Source organism: Candidatus Symbiopectobacterium sp. NZEC135 (assembly GCF_025962695.1).
Map to the genome: position 1 here is coordinate 1 of NZ_JAGFPF010000929.1, position 835 is coordinate 835.

The 835-nt window shown below is 56.5% G+C and carries 1 protein-coding gene; it reads left to right on the forward strand.

All coding sequences use genetic code 11. The annotated features are described in order from the left end of the window. Nucleotides 1-835: ATP-binding cassette domain-containing protein (locus J5224_RS31510; protein ID WP_264628919.1), on the forward strand; the 835-nt coding region annotated here is incomplete at both ends.

The following is an 835-nucleotide window of genomic DNA, read 5'->3' on the forward strand; positions in this document are numbered from 1 at the left end:
CACGCGTTTTGCGCCTTGATGCCCTGACGCTGGAAGGAAAATCGCAGTGGGCCTTTGTGGGCGCCAATGGCAGCGGAAAATCTGCGCTGGCGCGCGCATTATCGGGTGAACTCCCGTTGCTGGAGGGGTCGCAACACGGCGATTTTCCTCGCGTTGTTCGTCTGTCCTTCGAACAGTTGCAACAACTGGTCACGCAAGAGTGGCAGCGCAACAATACCGATATGCTCAGCGCTGATGAAGACGATACCGGACGGACTACCGCTGAAGTGATTCAGGATGAGATTCACGATCCTGGCCGTTGTGCCACGCTGGCCGCTCTGTTCGGCATCACTCCCCTGCTCTCGCGCCGTTTCAAATACCTGTCTACCGGTGAAACACGCAAGGTCATGCTGTGCCAGGCGTTGATGCCAAAGCCCGATCTGCTGATTCTGGACGAGCCCTTCGATGGCCTTGATGTGGCTTCCCGCGCACAGTTGGCAGAACATCTGGCTGAGTTGGCACAGCGCGGCTACACGCTGGCGATCATCGTTAACCGCTTCGATGATATTCCTGAATTTATTGATCATGTTGGCATTCTGGCTGACTGCACCCTGACACGCACTGGCACACGTGAAGCGGTACTGGCCGATGCCTTGATCGCCCAGCTTGCGTTTAGCGAAACGCTTGCCGGCACAGCATTACCAGCCCCGGAAGACCCACTACATACGCCGACACTGCCAGCCGATCAGGCACGTATTCAATTGCGAGATGGTGTGGTGCAATATAACGACAGCCCCATTCTGCATCACCTTGATTGGGAAGTGTTACCCGGTCAGCACTGGCAAATTGTCGGCCC